This window comes from Nostoc sp. DedQUE07 (assembly GCF_034530975.2).
Lineage (GTDB): Bacteria > Cyanobacteriota > Cyanobacteriia > Cyanobacteriales > Nostocaceae > Nostoc.
In genome coordinates, this window is record NZ_JAVRCC020000024.1 from 25,546 (window position 1) to 50,968 (window position 25,423).

The following is a 25,423-nucleotide window of genomic DNA, read 5'->3' on the forward strand; positions in this document are numbered from 1 at the left end:
TTTATTTTGGTTAGTAAAATATGAGTGAGAAGTACTCATAGTTTAACTACTACAATTTCCCAGTTACAGATTCCCAATTTTCCCAAAATTTTATTTCATCGCTCTAGTTGCGTTTAAAATTGCCAGCATTGCTACTCCGACATCAGCAAATACAGCTTCCCACATTGTCGCTATCCCGAAAATACCCAATCCAATAAATACACCTTTAATTGCTAACGCAAACCCAATATTTTGCCAAACAATTTGCCTTGTTTTTCTGGCGATTTGGATTGCTTCTGCCACTTTCGATGGTGCATCTGTCACGATCACAATATCTGCAGTTTCTATCGCTGCATCTGAGCCTAATCCACCCATTGCCATACCAACATCTGCTCTAGCAATCACTGGGGCATCATTAATTCCATCCCCAACAAAGGCAACTTTACCATGCTTACCGGCGGTGCTGAGTAACTTCTCAATGGCATTAACTTTTTCTTCAGGTAATAACTCTGCTTCGTAGGTATCTATACCGATCTGTTGAGCAATGCAAGAAGCGATCGCTTGATTATCTCCTGTTAACATTACTGTTCTTTCTACACCCATTCGCTTGAGTGCTTGAATAGCAAGTTTTGCATCTTCTTTGAGTTCATCAGCAATGACAATATAGCCAGCGTAAATATTATCCACTGCTAGGTGAACAACTGTTCCCTCTAACTGGCAATTATCGTGAGAAATCTTCTCTCTATGCAATAGCCGATCGCTTCCCGCTATCACTACCCTATTTTCAATTTTGGCTCTAATTCCATAGCCTGCTATCTCTTCATAATCTCCGATCTCAAATTCATCAATTTTTCCACCATAAGCCTTGCAGATAGATTGAGCAATGGGATGATTTGAGTGCGATTCTACTTTGGCAGCTAATAGCAGCAGTTCTTGTTCATTCCAGCCATTTAATGGTACTATTTCTACTACTTTGAATACTCCTTTCGTTAATGTCCCAGTTTTATCAAAAACAACTGTCTTAACTGCATTTAAAGTATCTAAAAAAGTAGAGCCTTTTACCAAAATCCCACGTCTAGCTGCACCTCCCACACCTCCAAAGTAACCTAATGGAATACTGATAACGAGTCCACACGGACAGGAGATAACTAGTAAAATCAGGGCACGATAAACCCATTCGGAAGAAGTTGCACCCGAAATGAATAAAGGAGGCAATATTGCAACTGCTAGCGATGTAAAAACTACTATTGGTGTATAATATTGGGCAAATTTAGTAATAAACTTTTCTGTTGCTGCTTTTTTACTTTTGGCATTTTGCACCAAATCTAAAATTTTGGCAATAGAAGATTCATCAAATAGTTTTGTGACTCTAATGACGAGCGCACCTATTTTGTTAATCGTCCCAGCAAAAACTGTTTCTCCAATTCTTACCGTTCGCGGTACAGATTCTCCAGTTAATGCAGATGTATCAACTTGCGAATTACCATCTATAATTTCGCCATCTAAAGGAATCTTTTCTCCCGGCTTTACAACAATAATATCTCCAATATTTACTGTTTCTGGCGATACTTTCTTCAGTTCTCCTTCTATTTGGATATTCGCATAGTCTGGGCGAATTTCCAATAATGATTTGATCGAATTACGAGAGCGGCTGACGGCAATATCTTGTAACAATTCTCCAATTTTGTAAAATAACATTACCCCGACAGCTTCGGGTAATTTATGAATTGCGATCGCTCCTAATGTTGCTACCGTCATTAAAAAGGTTTCATCAAATACTCTACCTCTGACTATATTGCGTCCAGCAGTTTTTAAAACACTCCATCCACTTAATAAATAAGCAGGAATGAAAAGTAGATATTCTCCTACTGAGTAGAATGTATTGTGTAATTGATTTTCAAAAATCACACCAGGCGCATATAAACTTAAAATTGCTACCAAAGGCAATATCTCATTTTTCAGATTGAATTCTCCTCCGTGTTCGTGATTGTGGTCATGGTGATGATTCTCATTATGATTGTGATGATGAACATGGTTATGATTCTCGTGATGGTCATGTTCACAGCTGCAACAATCTGAAGATTCCAAATGTACTTTCTGCTTCATTTTTTCTATGTAGGCTAGTAAATTAATTGAGATATGAGCCTTTTTTTAAATGTAATGAAAAAAAGAATTTTTTACAAGTTGGTATTTTAAGAACGAGAATCTATCTCAATCCGGTTGGTTAAAATTTTTTGATGAAAATTATAGATAGCTAAAGATGCAATAAATCACTGTCTCTTGTCTTAACCTATCTTGATGATTAAAATTAAGATTTTTAATCTTGTAAAAATAGCTATGGCGGCTTTCAATTATATAGAATTATCTAAAATATAAATTTTGTTCGTAGCGAACAATTTATTGCTCTGTATAAAAATTTAAAGGGCTAGAGGGGCTAATTACTAGCTCTAATTTGATTAAGCTTTTATACTTATATCAAGCAAATAATAACCGTCTTGGGAATATACAGCGGATTGAAATTTGCTCAATTGCATAAGGTTACGTCTAAAAGCTAGATATCAAGCCTGTTTGATTGTTGAATTATAATGTCGTAAATAATTTCCGAGCGAACTGGTGTAGAGATGGAACTTTCTTGGGTAACAAGTGTCTATCTAGCTATTCTCAGGGAAAATTCACTTGAAGTTTGAAAGTTAATCGAATACCCTAATCTAATAGACAATTTTCTCAAGGAAATCTATGAACAAAAAAATTCTTCTGAATTTGCTTTCCAGTTCTTCAATTTTTGTGTCGATGATGTCTACGCTGGTGGCATTTCATCCTGCCCATGCTAGTGGTAGCATTACACAGCGATTACTGCACACACAAGACGGTCGTACCTGTATCACTAACCCACATGGTGGACAAGATTTTGTGTGCATTCGAGATTCAGAGAGAAAACGTCCGTATACCTCTAAAAGTTCCTCAACTATTGTCACATCAGTATCAGATCGGAATGTTGCGATGTTGAACTTTACTGAAGAGGAAAGCGACGCTGCAATTAGAGTATTTGGTTGCGACTGTCCATTATGTATAAATTCTTTGCGTCAGTTGCAGGGTACTGGAAACTTGGTGTACTAAGATTGAATAGCGCTGATAGCGACTATAACTTTTGTTAGATACACGCGATTAATCACGCATAAAAAATATACGAAACCAAAAAAGCATTTTTAACTAAGTACCACTACTATTATTTGATAACATGTAAGTTCATTGCTGGGGCAATTCATAAATTGCCCTAACAGCAACTATTTTTGCATAAGTACTGAGAGAAAAAGACGCACAGAAATTATTAAATACCTGTGTCTGCCAGAGCGTCCTATTTATTCAACCACCTCATTCACAGGGAATCTATCAATCAACTGCATCGCCCGATAGGCATTGCGCAAGAAAGAGTCTTGCAAATGGGGAATGTGGGGTATCTGCGACAATAAATCCAAAGTCCGGCGTAAAATTCTCACTACATCGCCTTCATCCAAGGTAGTGTTCTCGCAGAGTTCAGTCCACTCCATTCCCAGGGCCCATTGTTCGACTATAGCAATCAACTCAAATTCCAACCATATCGGCAGCGCTACGTTATACCGCCGTTGTCGTTGGAACATTTGGTGGCGAATTCCCCGCAATTTTTTCAAGGCTTCTGTCACTTCATTACTTAGATCGAAGTTAACCTTGCTATCTGGACGGGGCGTTTCCATCACCAAAGCTGCTGCTGCTGCTGCTAAATGATGCGGGTCTAAGTTGTCCAATTCACCACTAGCGAATACTAAACCCAGCCACAATTCATTTTCCCCTCGAATGGCGGCGGCAATTTGCCCTAGTTGTGTGGGGACTAAGTTATCCAAAGCGTCAAAATGTTGCAGAATGGCGATTAAATTGAGAAATTCTTCCCAATGACGTTGTGACTGTTGTTCTACATGCCCTTGCAACTGTTCGAGTTCGGCTTCTAGTTCGACATAACGGGCCCGACGTTTGAAAAGCGTTGCCGCATTGCCTGATTGATGTAGGGGATGAGCTTCTAATTGCTCTTGAACAGCGGTAACTTTACTGAGTTGTTCTGCTACTTCTGGTGCTACATGCAAAGATTCTATCGGATTGGGAATACGCACGGCGATCGCAAAGCTTTCTTCGTTACCACGGCGCGATTGTCCTGGCTTCAAAGGCATCTCTGGTGGTGGTAATACATCAGGCGGCACTTCAATTCGCGGTAGTTCGGCATACAAATCGACTACATCCCCTGTAGTTGCCACATACCAGCGGTTATCGTGCCCCAAGCATACCAAGTAAGGAGCTTGACCAGAACCAGGTGATTTTCCCACTAAAACTGCCGTTACCGGGGAAGACACCATGATATTTTTGCCCTTGAGACTCAACAGAGTTCCTGACACTGCAAAGCCCAACATCATCACCAATTCTTCTTGGCGGTTTTCCTGTGCTTGTTCTTGCAAGGTTTTCAATATCTGGCGTTCCACCTTCAGGCGTTGCCGCAATTTTTCATAAACAGCCAGTTCATTTTCATTAACTGCGGCGATTTGCTCATGAAGTTGAGCTAATTGGCTTTGCAATTCGGCAATCTCATCGTATTCCGGCCGTAAATGCAAGGTCGCCATGTACTGCCCAAAACTGCGCTCTATTAGTTCCCTGGTTTGCTCTAGGGTATGGGTTTGCAGCAAGTTGAGTACCATGCCATAACTGGGCGTAAACTGGCTTACTAAAGGGTCTGGCTTGGATGTTCCCAAATACGCGGCTTCTTTGGCTCCTTCAAAGGGAGTTTGAACTGTCACCACATGACCTTGTTTATCCATCCCCCGGCGGCCTGCTCGTCCCGCCATTTGCAAAAATTCAGAAGCGTTCAACAGGCGGTGTCCGGTGTCAGTCCGTTTGGAAAGGGTAGAAATTACCGTTGTTCGGGCGGGCATATTAATTCCCGCTGCTAGTGTCTCAGTGGCGAATACTACTTTAATCAGCCCTTGCTGAAATAGTTCTTCTACCAGTGCTTTCCAAGCAGGTAAAATCCCAGCGTGGTGGGCAGCAATTCCCCGATACAGGGGGGCAATTTGTCCAGAACGTCCAGCTTCGGGATTGCGGGCTAAAAAGTCATCAATCTGTTGCCGCAAAATCTGAGACTCTTCATTATTTACCAGCCATAAATCACCCACTTCCGCCACCGCTTTATCACATCCCCGGCGGCTGAAGATAAAGTAAATGGCTGGGAGCATATCCCGTTGTTCTAACTGGCTCAAGGTATAAATTATACCAGGAGCCTCTGGTCTGCCATTTCTGCCCCTATCCCTTTCTCCCCCTTTCCCCTTTTTCTTCTGAAGTCGAGGGTTAATTTTGGTTTTACTATCATTCAGCAGGGGAAATAACCCTTTAGGATTGCAAAAGTGAAATTCTAAGGGGACTGGGCGAAAATCGGAGTAAATCAGGTCAGTTGGCCCGTGAACGCGGTTTAGCCAATCGGTGAGTTGATCGCTATTGGCAACCGTTGCTGAGAGGGCTGCCAGTTGCACTTCACGGGGACAATAGATGATTGATTCTTCCCAAACTGTACCGCGCTGGCGATCGTTCATGTAGTGGCACTCATCAAGTATCACCGCTTCAACGTCTACTAATGAGATGCCGATTTGCCCAATGGGTGTGCCATAGAGCATATTGCGGAAAATTTCTGTGGTCATCACCAAAATCGGTGCATCTCTGTTAATAGAAGCATCTCCAGTTAACAGTCCGACTCGATCGAACCCGAATTTTTCTCGAAAGTCACGTAATTTTTGATTCGATAGCGCCTTCAGGGGAGTAGTATAAAATACGCGCTTTCCTCGCGCTAGGGCGCGATAAATGGCGTATTCCCCGACTAATGTTTTGCCCGAACCTGTGGGCGCACATACAACTACGGAGCGCCCAGCGTTCAGGGACGCGATCGCTTCTTTTTGAAACTGATCCAGTTCAAAGGGAAATATAAACCCTAAGTCAAGTTCTGGAGACGGTGCAGGATAATTCACTCAATCACATTTGCAACCAGATTGTTTACTATACTAACGAGTCTTTTGTCAACTTCGTTAGTGGTCATTTGTCATTTGTCCTTTGTCCTTTGTCTTTTGTCTAAAACTAATGACCAATGACTAATGACAAATGACTCTTATTTATTTTCCCAGTTCTTGCGATCGCTCTGTGGCAGCTTTGACTGCTTCAATTAAAGCTGAACGAAATCCTGCCTGTTCTAGCTTGGCAATCCCCGCAATGGTTGTACCGCCGGGACTGGTAACACGATCTTTGAGTTCTGCTGGGTGTATTTTGGTTTCCTGCAACAGTTTCGCTGTTCCTAGTACGGTTTGCAAGGCTAGTTGATTGGCAATTGCTCTGGGTAAACCTGCGGCTACTCCGCCATCTGCAAGTGCTTCTACCATGAGCGCTACGTAAGCGGGGCCGCTACCAGATAGCCCTGTAACTGCATCCATCAGCCCTTCTGAAATTTCCACGACTTCACCGACAGCAGCAAAAACTTGCTGTGCTATTTGGTAATGCTTGGCATTAGTATATGCACCTAAACAAATCGCAGTAACTCCTGCTCCCACTGTTGCCGGGGTGTTGGGCATTGCTCTAATCACTGGCAATTGCACAAATGCAGCTTCTAGCTGACTTAAGGGCACACCCGCCAAAATAGAAATGATTAGAGGTGTATGTTCTCTATTAAGAATATCAATATCTGCTAATTCTTGAGCGATCGCGCTAAACACCTGCGGTTTTACTGCCAAAAATAGAACTTCTTTTGCTTCAGTGAAAACCTGGCTATTATCTGTCGTTACAGCAACACCGTATTGCTGCTTTAAAAAATCTAGGCGTGAAGATAGTGGTTCGCTAACTATGACTTCTGATGATTGATAAATTCCACGCGCGATCAGGCGGGATAAGAGCGCTTCTCCCATTACCCCACCACCAATTAAGCCAAATTTTATAGTCATTAGTCATTAGTCATTAGTGAGCCAGCGCGGTCTTGGGGGTTTCCCCCATGAGTGACTGGCGAACCCGTAAGGGTCATTGGTCATTAGTCATTAGTCGTTTGTCATTTGTCACCATGAGCAAAACCCAGGACAAATGACAAAGGACAAAGGACTAAATACTAATTTAACTTTATTGTGCCATCCGGTTAGTTTCGTTGCCCCAGGTTTGATTTGGAGTACCTGTTGTCGGACGAGAGGGACGTACTGGTGGTTGTGGTACTTCATGAAGAACGCCACCTTGGGTGCTAACTTGGACACAACTTGGTGTAAACAAAAAGATGCTCTCACCGATGCGCTCTTGATGTCCATCTAGTGCGTAAGTACCACCTGCAACAAAATCTACTGCTCGTTGAGCTTGATCTGGGTCCATGATTGTCAGATTTAATACCACTGACTTGCGTTCGCGCAACGCTTGAATTGCCTGGGGCATTTCTTCAAAGGTGCGTGGTTCGAGTACTAAAACTTCCGAAATTCCGTTAATTGCTCCTGGCATACCAATCACATTCCCCATTGGCTTTGAACCTGCTGTCATATCATCTCCCATTGTAGGCACTGGTTCCCGCCAGCGTCGATTTTGAGCGGCTGGACTCTCTTGTGGTGCTGGCTGGGGATTTTCTTGCTGATACAGATTTTGGTAATTATTATTATCTGTTTCTGGTTCTTCTTCGTAATACTCGTATTCTACTTGCTCATTTAGACCCACAAAGTCTCTGAGTTTGGAAAATATGTTGTTCATGGTGCGTGTACTCTCCTGATGCGAATTGCCTGCATTGACTTGGCTGAGGATTGATTGAGTTAAGAGCGATGCCTACGGCGGTATACGCTACATCAATGGATACTTCAGCAACTTTATTGCTAGTTGTAGCCTATATTACGAGTTTTGGCGATGAACTGACACTTATTGGAAAGGTCTGTGCATCGCCCAAACACAATAATGAGTCAAGATTATATCCTAAGGTTTATCCGAAGGAAACTTCTTTATACCCCATTTTCTCTTGGCTATTGCTCTTGTCAATACTATATCCTTTGTTTCCGATTGCACCAGTCTGTTACAAAATTCTTGTCATCAAATCCTTAGCTTCTATTAATTTCTATTAATACTGAAGAGTAAGGCTGATGATTAATCGGCTAAGAGCGATCGCCAAACAATATGGTTCCTAATCGTACCATCGTTGCGCCTGCTTGCACTGCTAGTTCGTAGTCGCCTGACATACCCATAGATAGGTGCTGCATTTTAATATGCGACCAGTTTTGCTCCTGGATTTCTTTGGCTAGCTGACGATTGCGATTAAACACACTGAGAATTTCAGAATCATTTAATCCTGAAGGCGGAATTGTCATCAAACCTTGAATTTGTAAATTTTTGTATTGATTGAGTGTGGGTAAATCAGCCAAAAGTTCTGGCACACTCCAACCAGACTTGTTGGGATCGGGGAGAATTTTCACTTGTAAGCAAACCTGGGGACTCACTCCTAGCTGTTGCGCCAATTGGTCTAAGCGCTGTGCCAGCTTCAAATTATCCACGGAGTGAATCCAAGGGAAATGCTCAATGGCTTTTTTGGCTTTATTGCTTTGCAAATGTCCAATAAAGTGCCAGGTAATATCCGGTAAGTCTTGCAACTCGGCTTGTTTGCTGGCAGCTTCTTGGATACGACTTTCCCCGAAATCACGAATTCCGGCGTTGTATGCAGAGCGAATGGCCTGGACAGAAACTTGCTTGCTAACAGCAATCAATTTGACTGAAGTTGGCAGTGAGGAGCGAATAGTAACAATACGTTCGGAAATCGAACTGTTCATTGGAAGGTGCGCTGGAAAACACTCTGAAGCTGATCGTACTCCTGAGAATGCCCACTGCGCCGCAGGGTACGTAAGCGATTTTCCAACATCATTCTTGCCTCAGTACGTCCTAGAGACTGGAATTTAACACCTTTAACGTCATTTGCCACCAAAAAAAATAAGCGCTGGGCATAAAGTGTGGTGAACAAATCCTGGTTCTCATCAACCATACAGATTTTGTAGAGTAAACCCCAAGTTGGATGGTTTATGTAAGTTTCTGCGTTTTCTGGATTCATTTAAGAGTCAAGGTGTAGTCAAGGTGGAAGTATATATATCTTTTCGCAGTGAATTCCAAACATTCAGACGATAATACCAACATTCGTCAGAATATTTGGTTAAAATGCGAAGCTGCGGTTACGAAGACCTCGATCTAGTTCCTAATGGGCAGATGAAGCTAGTGGTAGTGAAGCGCAATGGTACAACAGAAGCCGCGAAGCGTAGATTCAAAGAGTAGAGGCTGTTTGACAAATATCACCATCTGCTTTGGTGACTTCAATTTAGCAATCTGTGGGGACAAGGCACAAAACATTGCCGCTCCTCTGGTTGAAAGTTCGACGTGAGAAGGAAAAACACCCTTTGAAGTTCCCAACGGCAACGGCGAATTTTTCAACTTCTTTCCATACTGCCACAACTGTTGCCCAATGGCACAAAATTGGGGAAGGTGGGGTTCCCTCTGGGGATAAGGGGTAATGGGGATTGGGTACTGGGTACTGGAAGAAAACTATCATTTATGCAAAAGGTCTATTGATTATCCAGTATTTTCAGTGGTGCAATTTGTGCCTGAGCATTGTGCAGAGATTTATAAGGGTACTCGATCGAAAATCTTAAGATTAGTTTGTAGTGTTCGCGGAAGGCTGGTTAATAGCTAAAATCTACAGGAAATGGTAGGGGATCAATTTTATGGCTGGGTAGCTATTTAAATTACCCTACCATATTGTTACTTATAGCTCAATAGTGTTCGGTTAAGGCAAGAGACGCGATGAATCGCAGTCTCTACAATAATTAATCTTTGGTAGAGACGGCAATTTAATGTTTTACTTCTGACTCCTGAATTCTGAATTCTGCTGTATTACCTCTTACCATTTTTTCGGTGCAAAATTACGCCTGAGTTCCGATAGCTAGCCGTATTCCCCAGAATAAGATTAAAGTTGCGATCGCCAACCAGTCACGCCCTTTTAATCGTAAATCGTGCCACTGGACTCGATGCTCGTTGGGACTGGTAAAACCCCGCACCATCATGGCATTTGCCATTTGGTCGGCTCGTAAGAGCAGATTTTCCAAAAGTCTCTCTGCGACTGTCATCCAAACCTTGAATGCTCCTTTTAATCCCAGCTTTTTCCAATTAATTGCCCTTGTCATCACGGAGCGAAATAAGTTTTGCACTTCTTCTAAAACCAAGGGAATGAAGCGCAAGGACAAGGTTAAAGTTAAAGCGATTTCTGTGACAGGCAACTTGAAGCGTCGCAAGGGTTGCATTAAGCTTTCTATACCAGATGTGATTTCTTCTGGTGCGGTTGTCAGCAGATAGAGGTTAGTGCTGTAAATGACGGTAAATATAAGTGTACTCAGGCGTACTGCCAAACTCAATGAGTAGCGAGTTACTTTAACCGGGCCTTTATGAAATAGCACGTAGCTGTATGCTTTTTTCTCGGCTGGTGGCTCTTGAATATTATTAGAGAATGCTTGCTGGGTTAATATTTGTTCGTTAGCTGGCAGGCGTGACTGATAATCTACACCCAATCCATCAGGACTAATGGCTGCGATCGCTAGCACAAAAAACGATAGCATTAATAGCCAACCCATTTGCTGCTGCCATACGCGTCGAGGAATTCTGGCAATCAAGGTGGCAATAATCAAAATTACCACCAGCAGCACCCGCCAAAAGTTGTTGGCTAAAACATAGCTTGTCAAAAAGCTCATCAACCAGGCGAACTTGACTCGCGGATCGATTTTATGCAGCCAAGTTTGGGGTTGTTCTAAATAAAGTCCAAGTGGCAGCGATCGCAATAAATCCATTTTAGAGTTAGGAGTTAAGAGTGAGTAGTTAGGAGTGAGGAGTTAGGAGTTTTGACTTTAACTCATAACTTTCACCTTCTGCCGTTATCAAACTCAAGTCGATAGGGTTCTATAGTTAGCAATTTTGACTTTAACTCATAACTCTTAACTCTTAACTCCTAACTTTTAACTCCTTCCTAACTTATAACTCCTAACTTATTTTGACGCGAGTTGCTCTATTAACATTACCACTTTCGGCATCACGGACTTTCTTGCTCCGCCACAGCAAAATAATTGGCGTGCCTTTAAATCCTAGCTGTTGCCGGAATTGGCGTTCAATGTAGCGGCGGTAGTTGTCGTTGAAGCGTTTCGAGTCGTTGACAAATAGAGCGATCGTTGGTGGTTGGCTACTTACTTGTGTACCATAATAAATCTTCCCTTGACGCCCACCACGGGATGCCGGCGGTGAATGCCAACTCACGGCATCGGTTAAGACTTCGTTAATTACTGATGTGCTGACACGGCGTTTGTGTGATTCAGCCGCCGTTTTCACCAATTCCAAAATCTTTTCTACCCGTTGCCCTGACAAGGCACTTACAAAAATTGTTTCTGCCCATTCGGTAAAATGTAACCGCGATTGCAGAGTTTTTTCGTAGTCGTAGATTGTGTAAGAGTCTTTTTCGACAGCATCCCACTTATTAACGACGATGATGCAAGCTCGACCATCTTCGATAATCCGCCCAGCTAATTTTTGGTCTTGCTCGGTGACTCCATCTAAAGCATCTATTACTAATAAAACCACGTCAGCGCGGCGAATCGCTTTGAAAGCCCGGTTAATACTAAAGAATTCTGTGCCGTATTCGATGTGTTTCTTTTTGCGAATGCCGGCGGTATCAATCAAGCGGTAGGTTTGTCCGGCTCGTTCAATGACGGTATCAATAGCATCGCGGGTTGTGCCGGAAATAGGGCTGACAATTGCCCTTTCTTGCCCGACAAAAGCATTGAGTAAGCTCGATTTGCCCACATTCGGCCGTCCCACAATTGCTACTTTGATTTCATTCGTTTCTGGAATGTCTTCAATAGCAGGGATGTGATTAACTAACTCGTCGAGTAATTCTCCTGTGCCACTGCCATGAATCGCGGAGATGGGGTAAGGTTCGCCCAATCCCAATTCCCAAAATTCGGCAGCTTGCATTAAGCCTTGTTCTGGGGATTCACATTTATTTACAGCTAGTAGCACAGGTACGGGTTGTTGGCGCATCCATTCGGCGATTTCTAAATCTGCCGATGTGGGGCCTGTTTGACCATCGACGACAAAAATAGCGCCACACGCTTCTGCAAGGGCTGTCATTGCCTGTTGGCGAATCAGTGGTAAAAATTCGGTATCATCATTAAAAACTAAACCACCGGTGTCTACCACTAAAAATTCGCGACCATTCCAGAAAGCTGGTAGATAAGTGCGATCGCGTGTCACTCCCGGTTCATCATGGACAATCGCCGTTTGTTCCCCGGCGAGTCGATTAACCAGGGTGGATTTGCCCACATTTGGACGTCCGATAATTGCAACAATTGGCAGTGCCATAAAACCAGGGTAAGTGAGAGACGTAGTATATCACGTACTTACATTTTACTCGCTTTAAACTTGAAGTTTTAATAATTTCCCATCATCTGAGGCGATGTCTACGACGGTCACTGAGCGCAGCCGAAGTGTGGGCTGTTTGGTAATACCATACTTTGAAAAATAAAAAAGGTAGGAAATTTTCCTACCTTTTACCCAAAAAAAGCATTTTGTAACCAAATACCAAATTAAATATCACACACGCTTTTGACGTATCTATTGCAAACCTATGACGAGGGTATGACGTTTAATTTGTAGTTGATTTCGCGATTACTCCCAGTTGCAACCCTGGTGGATAGCTACCTTCTTCCTTGATGCGCTTAATTTCAGCATCGGTTATCTGCAAATTTAACTTTTCTACCAGCGATCGCACAATATCTCCCCGATCGATTACACCAGCTACAGCACCAGCCGGAGACAGGACGGTAATTCTCGGTAACTGCTCATTTTCTAGCTTGTTAATTACCTCAGCGATCGCTGTTGATTCTGTGACGGTAGGTATTTCTGTCAGCGGACGCACTATGCTGTGTAAGGTTTCGGTTTCCCATTCACTCCTTTGGGTTAAACGGAAATCGTCAATGGAAACTAGACCCCGATAACGTCCATCAGAAGCGGCAAAATAAACCTGTGAGGGAGTGGTTTCTAAGAGGTATAAATCGGCAAAGGAACGCAATGTCTGGTCAGCATCAATTACGCGAAAGTCACGGGTCATCGCATCGGCTGCTACCACTTTGAGTAAGCTTTCTTGCAATGTAGTCATGTTGTCATAGGTGTTAGCATTGCGGACAGCAAACCAACCTAACAGCGCAATCCACAAACCAACTACTAACTCTCTGGTGACGAAATCTACAACAAATCCGAAAGCGATCGCAGCATAACCCAATATTTGCCCAGATTTTGCAGCCAAGTGTACGGCTTGAAAACGATTACCTGTGATTTGCCATAGTGCTGCTTTTAATACTTGCCCTCCATCTAGAGGTAAGCCGGGAATCAAGTTAAATAGAGCCACCACTAAGTTAATTCTTGCCAAATCTCCGACCATGACACTGAGGGGATTAGTATCAGGTATCGCCAAAGCTGCCAGACGGAGCAGGAAAAATAGAATGATACTTACCAAAGGCCCAGCGATCGCTACTTGAAAGGCTTTAAAAGGAGTTTTAGATTCTTCTTCAATGGCAGCAATCCCGCCAAACATAAATAGGGTAATTGAATTAACTCTAATACCTTGCGATCGGGCTACCAAGCTATGACCCAACTCATGCAATAGCACCGAACCAAATAGCAGCAGTGCCATAACTATTCCAGCACTCCAAGCTATAACAGGCCCCCATTCCTGGTAAGCTACCCCAAAATTCAGGGTTGCCAACCCTAAAATCACAAACCATAACGGGTCTAAAAACAGGGGAATTCCAAATAATGACCCAATTCTCCAATTTGTTTGCATTACATTGCCCTAAAACTAGATATCGCCAGTACTTTTTATACCGAAATACTTCCTTTGTTCCTATACACATCTATATTGAGTATCGATTCGGTAGTAACAAGTGACGAAATGCTCTTATTTCTAGAATAGACAATTAATGCCTGTGAGCAAAACTCTGGAATTGGGAATTGGGCATGAGGTTAAGGTAAAGGTGAGAGGTAACAGGTGACAGGGAATAATCTATACTCTTTACCCTGTAACCTATTCCCTTCTTCACCCCCTACTCCCCCTGCCCAAAATCATTTTTAGGAGTTTTGCATCGATAGCGAGGTTACAAGTAACACCTCTGTCATCACAAAACTATAGACGACCGATGTTAGTCAATCCTAAAACAATGCCAACGCCGATAATATGACCAAAAGCCATCGCTGCAACGAATGTTGGAATACTAATCGGCAGGATAGGGAACTTGGGGCCAACTAAGGGTTTTTCAATCCTAGTACTTAGTAAAACTATTACTAAGCTACTGATGCTGATGATGATTCCTACTGTGGGATTCCACGCGGGTGTTGCGGGAACAGTTTCAGCTGCTGCTAGTAAAATAGATGAAATCAAGCTTTTGTCTCCTAAAATATAGACCTACAAGATTATAAAATTACCAAGGCACAAAAGTTTTTCGGATAGTTTAGACTTTCTTGATATTATTTTAAATTTGTTGTTAAATTTTTTATGCGCGTTAAGATTTGCGGCATCACTCAACCACAGCAGTCTATAGCGATCGCCTCTCTAGGCGCAACGGCACTAGGATTTATTTGTGTGCCAAACTCACCTCGTTACGTGACTAAATCCCAAATTCGGGCAGCAGTGGCAGAACTCCCAGCAAATATTGACACAATTGGGGTTTTTGCCAACGCTAGTATCCCTGAAATCAGTCAGATAGTTGCTGATTCTGGATTGACTGGTGTGCAGTTGCACGGAGATGAATCAACAAATTTTTGCTACCAATTACGTCAAGCTTTACCCAATGTCGAAATTATTAAAGCACTGAGAATTCGTAGTCTTGAGCATCTTGACACAACGGCTGATTACACCAAATTTGTAGATACTTTGCTACTTGACGCCTACCATCCGCAACAACTAGGTGGTACAGGCAAAACTTTAGATTGGACGATGCTAGAGCAATTTAGCCCTAGTTGTCCTTGGCTTTTAGCAGGAGGATTAACAGCCGATAATATTGTGCAAGCCCTAAATCAGGTCAATCCTAGCGGCGTTGATTTATCTAGTGGTGTGGAACGGACACCAGGAGATAAGGATTTAGATAAAGTAGCCAAGTTGTTTGAGAAGTTGGGGAGGAGGTAGTGAAGAAGGCAATAGGGTACAGGTAACAGGGTACAGATTATTCCCTGTCACCTGTTACCTGTCACCTGTCACCTCTCCCCTAACCCCACTCCCCATTTATTAAAAGAATGCTGGTTGGTGGCGAATCAAGTTGAAAAATTCTTCGCGGGTTTTGTTGTCTTCTTGAAATACACCAAGCATTGCGCTCGTGACAGTCCAAGAACCTGGTTTCTGGACGCCACGCATCACCATACACATGTGGCTAGCTTCCATCACTACAGCAACGCCTTGAGGTTCTAAAATGGTCTGGATTGCTTCGGCAATTTGGCGGGTTAGTCTCTCTTGTACTTGTAAGCGACGGGAATACATCTCAACAATCCGGGCCAGCTTACTCAGTCCAACAACTTTTTGGTTAGGAATATAAGCAACGTGCGCTCTACCCATAAATGGCAGCATGTGGTGTTCGCACAGACTAAAGAAGTTAATATCTCTAACAAGTACCATCTCGCTATGCCCTTCATCAAAGATGGCATCGTTAACAAGTTCTTCAAGAGATTGGTTGTAGCCACTGGTCAGAAACCGCATTGCTTCGGCTACTCGTTTGGGTGTTTTTAGGAGTCCTTCGCGTTCGGGGTCTTCGCCAACTCCCAGTATTAGTGTCCGCACGGCGTCTTTCATTTCCTCCATCTGTTCCTCTGTTGGCGGGAACACATCCGGTTGTCGCCCGTTGTGGGTGTTGCGATCGGGTCTAGGAGTTATGGCTTCTGCCAAATCGGGAATCAGAGGCGATTGAGAGCAATTGGAACCGTTGGAACTAGCAATAGTCATGATTCAGTCTTGGTTATGGTTTAGTCATCAGTCATTAGTCATTAGTCATTAGTCATTGGTCATTTGCAAAAGACAAAAGACAAAGGACGAAGGACTAATTTAGAGTGCGCCAGCGCTGGGCATCAGAGTCAATTCATCAATCACTGCCTGTTGTGGTAACAGAACTGTGTAGAGAATTGATTGAGCCACAATTTCCGGGGTTAACATTTTGGAACGGTCTAAGTTGACATGGACTGTTTCTGTATCCCAAAGTTCGGTATTGACTGCGCCGGGACAAATAGCTGTGACACGAATACCGTGAATGCGTTCTTCTTGTGCCAGGGTTTGAGAGAGGGCTATCAAACCAGCTTTGCTGACGCTGTATGCTCCCCAACCGGGAAAGGGTTGCTTGGCGGCAATTGAGGCGACGTTGATAATTGTGCCTGTGCCTCGATCGCGCATTGAAGGTAAAATCCCCACAATGCACTGAAACACACTGGTGAGATTCAAGTCAATTACCTGCTGCCAGTCTTCTAGGGGAATTTCGCTCAAAGCGCCTGTATAAGCGATGCCAGCATTGTTTACCAGAATGTTTATATCACCAAAGTCAAGGGCGATCGCTTGGATCTTGTCTTTGACTTCCAAAATCCGCGCTAAATCTACAGCGTAAGCTTTCGCTTCCACCCCAGTATGCTCTACGGCTTCTCTTACTGCCTCCAACTTATCCAAAGAACGGCTGACTAAGGCAACATCTATTCCCGCTTTTGCAAAGGCTAAAGCTGTTGCTTTCCCAATTCCACTACTGGCCCCAGTAATCAGGGCGCGTCGTTTTTGCTCAACACTCATAGTGTCTCCCAATGTTTTGGCAGTTCCCAAAGCCTATTACCACCCCATTATTCACACTTCTCGGTTTGGATAGATTAAAGGAATCTAAAAATCTGATGATTTTCATTAAGCAGATGTTATGATGCAGCACAATAGTAACCATATTGTGGTTTTTAACAGTAAAGACAACAAATTGTTGCCTGGAAAACCACGCGGTACATCGTACATTCAAATTAGATTATTTACATAATACAAAATCCACTCAATCAAATTGAGTAGACTTGCAAAAAATGCAAATGCCTATGGCTAGATTGTTAAAAATCTTTAAGCACATAGGCAATTATAGCATTGCTGTTTTGCTAATCTATCATTATAGAGTTGCTTTAGTGGGCAACTTCTGTAAAGACACCAATTTTGCGGAATTTTTCATAGCGCAGTTGGCGGCGTTCTGGAGCGGTTAAACGATTGAGTTCGTCTAAGTTTTCCATCAGCACTTGCTTAAGAGTAGTAGCGGCTTTTAAGGGGTCGGAATGAGCGCCACCAGTGGGTTCAGGCAGTATTTGGTCGATAATTCCCAACTTTTTCAGGTCGTGGGAAATAATTTTTAGCGCCACAGCGGCTTGGGGAGCCTTACCAGCATCTTTCCACAAAATTGCAGCGCAGGCTTCGGGAGTGGCGACGGTATAAACGGAGTGTTCAAACATGAGTAAGCGATCGCCTACACCAATACCAAGTGCGCCGCCGGAACCACCTTCACCGATAACTGTGCAGATAATTGGCACATCTAAGCAAAACATTTCCCGTAAGTTGTAAGCGATCGCTTCTCCTTGACCTTGGTGTTCTGCTTCTACCCCAGACCAAGCTCCTGGTGTGTCGATAAAAGTTAGTATCGGCATACTAAACTTGTTGGCGTGTTCCATCAACCGCATGGCTTTGCGGTAGCCGCCAGGGTAAGGCATTCCAAAGTTACGGGCAATATTGTCTTTAGTATCGCGGCCTTTTTGATGACCCAACATCACCACAGGTTGTCCACTCAGACGACCAACACCACCAACTAAAGCCGGATCGTCACCACCACAGCGATCGCCATGCAATTCCATCCATTCATCACTAATTGCCTGAATGTAATCGAGAGTACTGGGGCGACGCGGATGACGAGCGACTTGTAATCGCTGGGACGGGGATAGACTAGTGAAAATTTCCTCACGTAGTTGCATGGCGCGTGCTTCTAGTTGACGAATTTGACCAGAAACATCTACGCCATTTTCTTCTGCAAGTTGCCGAATTTGATCGATTCGGGTTGCAAGTTCTGCTAGGGGCTTTTCAAAATCTAACAGTAGCGGTTTACGCTCGGTAGTTGCCATCGTAGGGTTTATAAGTACGAGTTATAAGTTATCTATCCTTTGTTTTTTGTCTTTTGTCTTTTGTCCTTTGTCCTTTGCAAATAACAAATGACTAATGACCAATGACCAATGACCAATGACCAATGACTAATGACCAATGACTAATAACCAATGACCAATGACCAATGACTAAACCAACAGCGGTCTAAATCCATGTTTCACTGATACCTTACCAATCTGCTCCATTTTGTCTACGGTAATCTGATTCCGTCCCCAGGAAAAGTTCGTGTATAACTTCTCAAATTCCAGCAGCATTGATTCGGCAAAACAAGCAAACAACTGGCGGGCTGGCACGTCCATATTGACGATTTTCATTATTTTCCAGTCAATATCCAGGGAATGCTCTACAATCCCACCATTTAACACATATACACCAGGATGCTGAACTTTTGTTGCTAAGTTTTTCGGATAGCCACCATCAATCAATAAACAGGGTTGTTTCAAAGTGGCCGGGTCGATTTCCACGCCTCTAGGCATACTCGCAACCCAAACTACAATGTCAGCTTCAGGTAATGCTTCTGTCAAACCCATGATTTTTCCTCGCCCCAGTTCGCCTTGCAGTTCTTTGAGGCGTTCTTGGTCGCGGGCGATCAACAGAAGTTCTTTGACATCTGTTTTCGCATCTAGCCAGCGGGTAACTGCACTACCAATGTCTCCAGTTGCGCCACATATAGCAACAGTCGCTTTTGACAGATCGATGCCCAATTGTTTTGAGGCTTCTTCCACCTGCTTACAAATAATGTATGCAGTATGTGTGTTTCCTGTAGTGAACCGTTCAAACTCTAGTTTAATGTTGCGGACTTGGCTAAACTGGTCTAACTTAAAGTTTTCAAAAATAATTGAGGAAAATCCGCCTAAAGCTGTAATGTTAATGCCATGCTTTTGTGCATGGGCCATCGCGTTGAGGATTTTGCGTGTTGCAGCTTTGATGCGCCTACTAGCAAGCATCTCTGGCAAAAAGCAAGATTCTACATACCGTCCTTCAATTTGTTGCCCAGTTATACTGGTGACAATAATGCTATCGACAATTTGTGGTGGGGCGCTGCACCAAAAGTCTAGCCCTTGATCGGCATATTCTGGGTATCCCAATTCTTGAGCTACCGATTGAGCGTGTTCTAAACTAGTCAAATGTCCAATTAGACCAAACATGTAGTGATTATTAGGCTTATGCTGTCTTGAGGGCGTGGAATTTAGTAGAGTTAGGAGTTAGGAGTTAGGAGTTAGGAGTTAGGAGTTAGGAGTACGATTCATAATTTCTCACTAATCATTCCTCACTCCTAACTTTTTTAAGCGGCTATGAGTCCGTAGGCTGACAAGCGCATGATGTCGCGAGTCGTGAAGCCTATGTTACTTAATGCTTCACCGTATTGAATCATAAAGTCTTCTACTAAAGCATCTTTTTCCATTGCCATTGTGTGGGCATCACCCTCTACTTGGTTGAGCATTTTCCAGACGATGGGTAGGTTATGGCGATTTGCAAGTTCAAGTTCAGCTTTGGATTCTGTGAAGTGTTCTTTCAACCAAACTTCTCCAAAGTTGAGGTGGCTATACTCATCTTTTACTACTCCTTCCGTGATTTTGCGGGCAAAAGCATCGGCAACGGGGATGTAAATGTTATATGCTGCGATCGCAAAACATTCGATAATCAAAGACTGAATCAACAGACAAGTAACGACCTTCCCGGACGCTGCTGCTGTTTGGAAATTTTGGTGTAGTCCAGAGAAAAATTCCTTGGCAAATTGCAAATCTGGGGTGACATCCAAATTCCGCCCACAAGCTTCAAATCCTTTCTTGTGTCGGCTTTCCATCTTGGAGAGGCGAATCAATTCATCATGAGATTCTGGCAGCAGTTGGGCTAATGTGATGTAATTTTCATGGGCTTCTTGTTCCCCTTCAATCACGATCGCATTAATCCGGCTATAAGCATCTTTGTATGTTTCGCTCTTGAAATCTAATTCTTTAAATTGGTCTGCAAGCTGCTGCATAGTTATCTTTACTCCTGTAAACCTGAGTTATTTGACACCAAGTATTGATTTTCCCTATGAACTAAGAGTAACAATTACTGTGGTTTAATTTAACTTAACAAGTAGACTATGTTTATAGATTAATTGTTGCTGGGGGCAATGTTCTAGTACTAGCGAAATAAATGCTTTGCAGTTTAAGTTTATGTTCAAATCAAACCCGAATCTGAAATCTAGCGATTTTTTGAGCCTAGTAATCTTACTGCTAGGGGCATTTATCGTTTTACTACCATTGTTTGTGGTCTTTCTCACCTCCTTTGCACCGACATCCGCCAGCCCAGAAAATTTGTTCAAAAATAACTGGTCTTTAGCAAATTACCGCGTTGCGTGGCAACAAGGAAAATTTTTGCTGGCGTTTGCTAATTCTACCTTGGTAGCGATCGCTGTGACGGCGTTTCAGATTGTCACTTCTGCTTTGGCTGGTTACGCCCTAGCACGGTTGAAGTTTCGGGGACGCCAAGCACTGTTATTAGTCGTTTTAGCAACTTTAGTGATTCCCTTTCAGTTATTGGTGATTCCCATCTTTTTGGTGTTGAAGTGGGGACACCTGATAAATACATACTGGGCGCTGATTTTACCCACTGCGGTTAGCGGATATGGGATTTTCTTATTACGTCAGTATTTCCAGACAATTCCTGTAGAGTTAGAGGAAGCCGCAGCGATAGATGGGGCGAACCGACTGCAAATTTTGTGGCGGGTGATGTTACCTTTAGCCCGTCCGGCCTTGCTAACGCTGTTTTTGTTCACCTTCATCGGTGAGTGGAATGATTTATTTAAGCCTCTAGTATTTACGACAAGACCAGAATTAAGCACAGTGCAACTAGCATTGGCTGAGTTTCAGGAGCAATTTACGAATAATTGGCCCTTGATGATGGCAGCAGTAACAATAGCCACAATTCCAGTGATGGTATTATTTCTCATCGGTCAGCGTCAATTTCTTCAGGGTATTGCTGCGACAGGGATTAAGAATTAGTGGGGAAGGCGGTAAGTGGAAGCCCGATTTTAGTTACTAGAGATGCCCACTCGACAAGAAATAATTTGAATTGGTATTAGTTAAAAATAGCTGTAAAGAAAATCTCGCAGGAAAATTATGAACTTTTATGACACTGAGCGTAATCATTGCTAACTAAACTGAAGCAATAATTATACACCTCCCGTCAGGAACGAAAACACTCATGAGTTCTCAACAAGTCATAGATCCTCAAATATTACAGCAGTTACAAGAAGAAATTCAGCAGAAAATGAATGAAAGCTTAGAAAACGCTGACTTACACTCAGTGCTTGAAAAGTACGGCTTATTAGAATATAGAGTCTTGAGAATTCATTGGCAGTGTAATCTCGATCCAAATCAACTCAAATCTGATGATGCACTTGATGAACAGCAACCCAATGCATTATTGGCAGAAACTTCAAGACCTTCAATACCAGAAATTGTGTTAGTCAAAAAAGCATTGTGTATCCCTTGTCCATCAACTGGTAGCCCTTTAGGCTGTAACTGCTAAATAATTTTATCTTCGGACTGCAAAGAGTTTATTCTAGTGAATGTAAAAATACTAAACTTTGCTTTTATGTAGTAGCTAGGCTACAAAGATAACATCAGCGTACTAACATCACTACTTAGCAAAAAGCAGTATTTTAATAAACTCTGATGTTTTGAGCGCCAGTTTTTCATGTCTCAAAATCGAAGCAGTTGCCACTGGAAGTTAGGAATAGTGAGTACTTTAGTAATTGCTAGAGTGCTCACTTTTGCTGAGAGTTTTGCTCTAGCTCAAATTCAACAAGATGCTACGCTTGGATCTGAAAGTTCAATCATTACACCAAAGCTAATCGATGGTCAGCCTATAGACCAGATCGATGGTGGAGCAGTTCGTGGTACAAACCTGCTCCACAGCTTTGAAAAATTTTCTATCTCTGCGGGAAGGACAGCCCATTTTAACAATGCAATCAATATTCAGAACATTATCAGTCGGGTGACAGGCAATTCTGTTTCTAATATAGATGGCATTCTCAAAGCTAACGGCACAGCCAACGTATTTCTGATTAATCCTAACGGCATCGTTTTTGGGCCTAATGCTTCTTTAAATATTGGCGGTTCATTTGTGGCTAGTACGGCGAGTAGTTTGAACTTTGCTGATGGTACAAACTTTAGTGCTACATCACCTCAAACTGCACCTCTACTCACAGAAAGTGTTCCTATAGGTTTACAATTCGGAACAAATGCTCGACCTATCCGCAATCAATCCCAAGCAAGTCCCAATAATGCAATTAATACCTTTGGACAAGGTGTTGGTCTACAGGTGCAGCAAGGCAAAACCCTAGCACTTATAGGCGGCGATATAACGCTAGAGGGCGGGAATTTAACAGCAAGTGGGGGAAGAATTGAGTTAGGAAGCGTTGCTGGCAATAGTTTGGTCAGTCTTAATTCAACGAATCAAGGTTGGGCGCTAGGATATGAAGGTGTTCAAAATTTTCAGAACATCGAACTCACCCAGCAAAGTGAGATTCCATCTACTGTAGATACCAGTGGCAAAGGTGGCGGTAATATCCACCTGCAAGGACAACGAGTACTGGTAACTGACGGTTCACAAATTTTGGCTTTTACCCTGGGAGCGCAACCAGGAGGAAATTTAACAGTGAACGCTTCCGAGTCTGTAGAACTTGGACTAAATACGTTCTTGTCTACTGGAACTTTCGACACTGGAAACTCTGGGAATATAAATATCACTACCAGAAAGTTGATTGCCAAAGATGGAGCGCAAGTCTTAATGTTCAATGTTGGTTCGGGATTGGCCGGGCAATTGACCATCAACGCCTCAGATTCCGTAGAACTAATTGCAGGTATCCCCATTTCTCCTTTGCCAGATGGTAGTGATTTAATATCCAGTGGATTATTTAGTGCAACTTATGGCGCTCAAAATGCTGGCAGCATAATAGTTAATACTGGAAAGTTACGTATCGAGGGAGGGGCAGCAATATCAACAAGTTCTGAGGGTGTACTTGGGCGTTTTTCTAACCAATTTATACCAGCTACAGGAAATGGAGGAGATTTGACAGTGAACGCCTCTCAGTCCGTAGAATTAATCGGAACCTCAGCAAATGGTTCTAGGCTCAGTAGCTTATTTGCTGGCACTCAAGGGCCTGGAAATGGCGGCAACTTGACCTTAACTACAGGGCAATTGGTTATCAAAGATGGGGCGGCAATAACTGTGAGCAGTGAAGCTCGAAACAATGTTAACTATCAAGGGGGTGTATCCAATTTCGGTCTAGCAGGCGAACTCAATATAAGCGCTCGTTCCATCCTGCTGGATAAAGGAGAACTCACATCTAATAGTGAGTCAGGTAAGGGCGGTGATATTGGGGTACAGGTGCGGGACTTGTTACTGATGCGTCGCAACAGTCAAATCTCTACTAATGCTGGAGGTGATAAAACTGGCGGTAATATCACCATCAATGCACCTAATGGCTTCCTCGTCGCTACTCCCTTCGGAAATAGCGATATTACCGCTAACGCCAACTTTGGTTCTGGTGGTAAAATCGCGATCGCTGCTAAGAATATCTTTGGGTTTGTGTCACGCACCCGTGCAGAGGTGGAGAGACTCGATCCAAAAGATATAAATCCGAATAATATACCAACAAGTGATATCACTGCATTTTCTCAGCAAAATCCTTCATTAAGTGGCACTGTACAAATCAACTCACCGGATGCTGACCCCAGTAAAGGATTAGTGGAACTACCTGTAAATCTGGTTGATGCTTCGCAGCAAATTGCTGCTGGTTGTAGTTCTGGTGGAAAAATAGGAAGAAGTTCATTTTTTACTACTGGGCGTGGAGGAATACAAGCCGATCCCACAGAGCCATTGATAGCTGATGATGCAGTGTTGGCAGATTGGATTGCCCTTCCTCCAGAGAGTCAGAATCGGGCTGGCGGTATTCAGAAAAGAGCAGTTGTTCAGGCGCAGGGAAACACAGAAGAAAAATCACAGAAGGTTAATTCTGTCAATGAACCTACTCAAATTGTAGAAGCCCAAGGGTGGATTTTAGATGCCAATGGGAATGTGGTTCTGGTTGCTCAAGTACCTACTGCATCGCCTCATAACTCCTCGCTCGTCGCTACATCTTGCGGTGCTAATTAAAAATTGAGATTCTCAAACTTTTGTTGGTGCGTCGGCGTAGCCCATCGTAGACATCGCTGATTTGCAATGAACTTTATATGAGCGATCGCTTTTTTACTCAAATAGGTGTGAGTGCGATCGCTGATTCGCTATGGACTTTATGCAAGCGATCGCTCTTTTGGCTGAATTCAGGTGTGTGAGTGCGATCGCTGATTCGCTATGGACTTTATGCAAGCGATCGCCTTAATAAAGCCTGTAGGCTTATCCAAACCGTAAGCAGAGTGGGAGACTTGAGGAGGTATCAATTACTCAATTCTTTTGAGTAATCAACGGTGAGTAGCCAGATTCATGAATGCTTTAAGCAAATCCGGCAGAATATATGAAGTTTTGTAACACCATGCGTAATTATAACTAGTCAAGCTGAATTCATAATTATCGAAGTTCACAAGAGCGTTAGAAACTTAGTGCTTTTGTACCACTCTAAACTCTGTATTATTTATTTCTTCGTTGCCAAACTGTATTAATCAAACTCACGTTTATTTAGTACATCACAAGATAAGTTCACACATCTAACAGTCTACAAGGAGAGCAAAATTCATGGAATCTAAAACCTCACAGCAAACAGTCATTGATACTCAAAAATTACAGCAATTAGAAGACGAGATTAAAAACGAATTGAATAATATATTGAATAACTCTAATTTAGGCAAGATAGTGAAAAAATATGGCATATCAGGGCAAGAATTTTTCAAGGTTCAGTGTATTCTCGACTTAACTCAGATTAAATTGAGTGATGCTGTTAACGACCAAAAAGTTAATGAACTATTGTTAGCAATTCCAGGCCAGAAAAAGAAACTAATGGGATGTGTATGGTATGACAAATTACCTTGCTGTCCAGATGGTGGGTGGATATGTCCCTAAGAGGATGTCTGAGAAGTCAAAAATGTCATCCTGAACGTAGCGCTAGCGAAGTGAAGCATCTCACAAATTAACGAAAAATCGAGATTCTTCGTCCCGCTTCGCTCCACTCAG

Annotated in this window: 21 protein-coding genes; 6 read left to right on the forward strand and 15 right to left on the reverse strand. The window is 42.9% G+C overall.

Translation table 11 applies throughout. The annotated features are described in order from the left end of the window. Window positions 1-90 precede the first annotated feature (90 nt). Entirely contained in the window at window positions 91-2,085 is a 1,995-nt protein-coding gene (locus tag RMZ95_RS18765; RefSeq protein ID WP_322684509.1) for a heavy metal translocating P-type ATPase, read from the reverse strand. A gap of 630 nt (window positions 2,086-2,715) precedes the next feature. Between RMZ95_RS18765 and RMZ95_RS18770 the strand changes: the two genes are divergently transcribed. Next, window positions 2,716-3,096, forward strand: a complete 381-nt coding sequence (locus RMZ95_RS18770) for a hypothetical protein (RefSeq protein WP_322684508.1) — start codon at window positions 2,716-2,718, stop codon at window positions 3,094-3,096. 242 nt (window positions 3,097-3,338) lie between these two features. On the opposite strand, the gene RMZ95_RS18775 is transcribed toward RMZ95_RS18770, so the two are convergent. The 9 genes from RMZ95_RS18775 to psaK all read right to left on the reverse strand — a co-directional run bounded on the left by RMZ95_RS18775 (window position 3,339) and on the right by psaK (window position 14,500). Continuing rightward, window positions 3,339-6,014, reverse strand: a complete 2,676-nt coding sequence (locus tag RMZ95_RS18775; protein WP_322672163.1) for an RNA helicase — start codon at window positions 6,012-6,014, stop codon at window positions 3,339-3,341. Window positions 6,015-6,155: 141 nt separating this feature from the next. Continuing rightward, the gene (gene proC, locus RMZ95_RS18780; protein WP_322684507.1) at window positions 6,156-6,974 is read right to left on the reverse strand and encodes a pyrroline-5-carboxylate reductase; all 819 of its coding nucleotides are present in this window, start codon (window positions 6,972-6,974) and stop codon (window positions 6,156-6,158) included. A gap of 169 nt (window positions 6,975-7,143) precedes the next feature. Continuing rightward, on the reverse strand, window positions 7,144-7,749 hold the full coding sequence (locus tag RMZ95_RS18785; RefSeq protein ID WP_322659462.1) for a cell division protein SepF: 606 nt from the start codon (window positions 7,747-7,749) through the stop codon (window positions 7,144-7,146). Window positions 7,750-8,141: 392 nt separating this feature from the next. Continuing rightward, window positions 8,142-8,810, reverse strand: coding sequence for a YggS family pyridoxal phosphate-dependent enzyme (locus RMZ95_RS18790; RefSeq protein WP_322684506.1), 669 nt, complete (start codon window positions 8,808-8,810; stop codon window positions 8,142-8,144). After that, entirely contained in the window at window positions 8,807-9,085 is a 279-nt protein-coding gene (gene pipX, locus RMZ95_RS18795; RefSeq protein ID WP_069068710.1) for a transcriptional coactivator PipX, read from the reverse strand. The genes RMZ95_RS18790 and pipX overlap by 4 nt, the downstream gene beginning before the upstream one ends. An 862-nt stretch (window positions 9,086-9,947) precedes the next feature. Continuing rightward, window positions 9,948-10,865 (reverse strand): energy-coupling factor transporter transmembrane protein EcfT, encoded by a 918-nt coding sequence (locus RMZ95_RS18800; RefSeq protein ID WP_322684505.1) that lies wholly within the window; start codon window positions 10,863-10,865, stop codon window positions 9,948-9,950. Window positions 10,866-11,055: 190 nt separating this feature from the next. Continuing rightward, window positions 11,056-12,426, reverse strand: a complete 1,371-nt coding sequence (gene der, locus RMZ95_RS18805; RefSeq protein WP_322676536.1) for a ribosome biogenesis GTPase Der — start codon at window positions 12,424-12,426, stop codon at window positions 11,056-11,058. A gap of 283 nt (window positions 12,427-12,709) precedes the next feature. Further along, window positions 12,710-13,906, reverse strand: coding sequence for a site-2 protease family protein (locus RMZ95_RS18810; RefSeq protein WP_322684504.1), 1,197 nt, complete (start codon window positions 13,904-13,906; stop codon window positions 12,710-12,712). 339 nt (window positions 13,907-14,245) lie between these two features. After that, window positions 14,246-14,500 (reverse strand): photosystem I reaction center subunit PsaK, encoded by a 255-nt coding sequence (psaK, locus tag RMZ95_RS18815; protein WP_322672169.1) that lies wholly within the window; start codon window positions 14,498-14,500, stop codon window positions 14,246-14,248. Window positions 14,501-14,614: 114 nt separating this feature from the next. On the opposite strand from psaK, the gene RMZ95_RS18820 reads away from it, so the two are divergent. Then, window positions 14,615-15,244 (forward strand): phosphoribosylanthranilate isomerase, encoded by a 630-nt coding sequence (locus tag RMZ95_RS18820; protein WP_322672170.1) that lies wholly within the window; start codon window positions 14,615-14,617, stop codon window positions 15,242-15,244. Between the two features lie 99 nt (window positions 15,245-15,343). On the opposite strand, the gene folE is transcribed toward RMZ95_RS18820, so the two are convergent. The 5 genes from folE to RMZ95_RS18845 all read right to left on the reverse strand — a co-directional run bounded on the left by folE (window position 15,344) and on the right by RMZ95_RS18845 (window position 20,243). Next, on the reverse strand, window positions 15,344-16,051 hold the full coding sequence (gene folE / locus RMZ95_RS18825) for a GTP cyclohydrolase I FolE (RefSeq protein ID WP_322672171.1): 708 nt from the start codon (window positions 16,049-16,051) through the stop codon (window positions 15,344-15,346). 99 nt (window positions 16,052-16,150) lie between these two features. After that, window positions 16,151-16,876, reverse strand: a complete 726-nt coding sequence (locus tag RMZ95_RS18830; protein ID WP_322672172.1) for an SDR family oxidoreductase — start codon at window positions 16,874-16,876, stop codon at window positions 16,151-16,153. Between the two features lie 362 nt (window positions 16,877-17,238). Next, a complete protein-coding gene (locus RMZ95_RS18835) occupies window positions 17,239-18,219 on the reverse strand; it encodes an acetyl-CoA carboxylase carboxyltransferase subunit alpha (protein ID WP_094349744.1) in 981 nt (326 codons plus the stop codon). Between the two features lie 168 nt (window positions 18,220-18,387). Continuing rightward, on the reverse strand, window positions 18,388-19,407 hold the full coding sequence (locus RMZ95_RS18840) for a long-chain acyl-[acyl-carrier-protein] reductase (protein ID WP_322672173.1): 1,020 nt from the start codon (window positions 19,405-19,407) through the stop codon (window positions 18,388-18,390). Window positions 19,408-19,544: 137 nt separating this feature from the next. After that, window positions 19,545-20,243, reverse strand: coding sequence for an aldehyde oxygenase (deformylating) (locus RMZ95_RS18845; RefSeq protein ID WP_322672174.1), 699 nt, complete (start codon window positions 20,241-20,243; stop codon window positions 19,545-19,547). A 181-nt stretch (window positions 20,244-20,424) separates the two neighbouring features. On the opposite strand from RMZ95_RS18845, the gene RMZ95_RS18850 reads away from it, so the two are divergent. The 4 genes from RMZ95_RS18850 (at window position 20,425) to RMZ95_RS18865 (ending at window position 25,312) form a co-directional block, all read left to right on the forward strand. After that, the gene (locus tag RMZ95_RS18850) at window positions 20,425-21,252 is read left to right on the forward strand and encodes a carbohydrate ABC transporter permease (RefSeq protein WP_322684503.1); all 828 of its coding nucleotides are present in this window, start codon (window positions 20,425-20,427) and stop codon (window positions 21,250-21,252) included. Between the two features lie 202 nt (window positions 21,253-21,454). Beyond that, complete coding sequence (locus tag RMZ95_RS18855) at window positions 21,455-21,781, forward strand: hypothetical protein (RefSeq protein WP_322684502.1); 327 nt, start codon at window positions 21,455-21,457, stop codon at window positions 21,779-21,781. 168 nt (window positions 21,782-21,949) lie between these two features. Then, entirely contained in the window at window positions 21,950-24,412 is a 2,463-nt protein-coding gene (locus RMZ95_RS18860) for a filamentous hemagglutinin N-terminal domain-containing protein (RefSeq protein ID WP_322684501.1), read from the forward strand. Between the two features lie 576 nt (window positions 24,413-24,988). Continuing rightward, window positions 24,989-25,312 carry a hypothetical protein gene (locus RMZ95_RS18865; protein ID WP_322684500.1) on the forward strand — a complete coding sequence of 108 codons (324 nt, stop codon included), beginning with the start codon at window positions 24,989-24,991 and terminating at the stop codon, window positions 25,310-25,312. Window positions 25,313-25,423 lie beyond the last annotated feature (111 nt).

Excerpts from the sequence above, each read along its gene's own strand:
- der (WP_322676536.1), bottom strand. The coding sequence starts at position 12,426 with ATGGCACTGCCAATTGTTGCAATTATCGGACGTCCAAATGTGGGCAAA.
- proC (WP_322684507.1), bottom strand. The coding sequence starts at position 6,974 with ATGACTATAAAATTTGGCTTAATTGGTGGTGGGGTAATGGGAGAAGCG.
- RMZ95_RS18850 (WP_322684503.1), top strand. The coding sequence starts at position 20,425 with ATGTTCAAATCAAACCCGAATCTGAAATCTAGCGATTTTTTGAGCCTA.
- RMZ95_RS18810 (WP_322684504.1), bottom strand. The coding sequence starts at position 13,906 with ATGCAAACAAATTGGAGAATTGGGTCATTATTTGGAATTCCCCTGTTT.
- folE (WP_322672171.1), bottom strand. The coding sequence starts at position 16,051 with ATGACTATTGCTAGTTCCAACGGTTCCAATTGCTCTCAATCGCCTCTG.
- RMZ95_RS18765 (WP_322684509.1), bottom strand. The coding sequence starts at position 2,085 with ATGAAGCAGAAAGTACATTTGGAATCTTCAGATTGTTGCAGCTGTGAA.
- RMZ95_RS18830 (WP_322672172.1), bottom strand. The coding sequence starts at position 16,876 with ATGAGTGTTGAGCAAAAACGACGCGCCCTGATTACTGGGGCCAGTAGT.
- RMZ95_RS18835 (WP_094349744.1), bottom strand. The coding sequence starts at position 18,219 with ATGGCAACTACCGAGCGTAAACCGCTACTGTTAGATTTTGAAAAGCCC.
- RMZ95_RS18865 (WP_322684500.1), top strand. The coding sequence starts at position 24,989 with ATGGAATCTAAAACCTCACAGCAAACAGTCATTGATACTCAAAAATTA.
- RMZ95_RS18770 (WP_322684508.1), top strand. The coding sequence starts at position 2,716 with ATGAACAAAAAAATTCTTCTGAATTTGCTTTCCAGTTCTTCAATTTTT.
- RMZ95_RS18845 (WP_322672174.1), bottom strand. The coding sequence starts at position 20,243 with ATGCAGCAGCTTGCAGACCAATTTAAAGAATTAGATTTCAAGAGCGAA.
- RMZ95_RS18840 (WP_322672173.1), bottom strand. The coding sequence starts at position 19,407 with ATGTTTGGTCTAATTGGACATTTGACTAGTTTAGAACACGCTCAATCG.
- pipX (WP_069068710.1), bottom strand. The coding sequence starts at position 9,085 with ATGAATCCAGAAAACGCAGAAACTTACATAAACCATCCAACTTGGGGT.
- RMZ95_RS18860 (WP_322684501.1), top strand. The coding sequence starts at position 21,950 with ATGTCTCAAAATCGAAGCAGTTGCCACTGGAAGTTAGGAATAGTGAGT.
- RMZ95_RS18790 (WP_322684506.1), bottom strand. The coding sequence starts at position 8,810 with ATGAACAGTTCGATTTCCGAACGTATTGTTACTATTCGCTCCTCACTG.
- RMZ95_RS18855 (WP_322684502.1), top strand. The coding sequence starts at position 21,455 with ATGAGTTCTCAACAAGTCATAGATCCTCAAATATTACAGCAGTTACAA.
- RMZ95_RS18820 (WP_322672170.1), top strand. The coding sequence starts at position 14,615 with ATGCGCGTTAAGATTTGCGGCATCACTCAACCACAGCAGTCTATAGCG.
- RMZ95_RS18800 (WP_322684505.1), bottom strand. The coding sequence starts at position 10,865 with ATGGATTTATTGCGATCGCTGCCACTTGGACTTTATTTAGAACAACCC.
- RMZ95_RS18785 (WP_322659462.1), bottom strand. The coding sequence starts at position 7,749 with ATGAACAACATATTTTCCAAACTCAGAGACTTTGTGGGTCTAAATGAG.